Origin of the sequence: Streptomyces sp. BE303, from assembly GCF_036290945.1 — a bacterium.
Taxonomy (GTDB): domain Bacteria; phylum Actinomycetota; class Actinomycetes; order Streptomycetales; family Streptomycetaceae; genus Kitasatospora.
Window position 1 is genome coordinate 1 of sequence record NZ_JAQYWZ010000082.1, and the last position, 373, is coordinate 373.

Consider the following 373-nt stretch of genomic DNA (forward strand, 5'->3'; position numbering starts at 1 on the left):
CCCCGGCCGCACCGTCTTCGTCTTCCCCGGCCAGGGCTCCCAGTGGCCCGGCATGGCCGCCGCACTCCTCGACACCGAACCCGTCTTCGCCGAGAAGATCACCCAGTGCGAGAAGGCCCTCGCCCCACACGTCGACTGGTCCCTGAGCGAGCTCCTGCGCAGCGGCGAACTCCTCGAACGCGTCGACGTCGTCCAGCCCGCCCTGTGGGCCGTGATGGTCTCCCTCGCCGCCCTCTGGCAGCACCACGGCGTCCACCCCGACGCCGTCCTCGGCCACTCGCAGGGCGAGATCGCCGCCGCGGTGGTGGCCGGCGCGCTGAGCCTGGAGGACGGCGCCCGGGTCTCCGCCCTGCGCAGCCGGGCCCTCGACGCC

At 74.5% G+C, this 373-nt stretch carries 1 protein-coding gene; it reads left to right on the forward strand.

The features are described from left to right. Positions 1–373, forward strand: a 373-nt coding sequence (locus PUR56_RS00300; RefSeq protein ID WP_329947347.1) for an acyltransferase domain-containing protein, incomplete at both ends; no start/stop codon positions are given.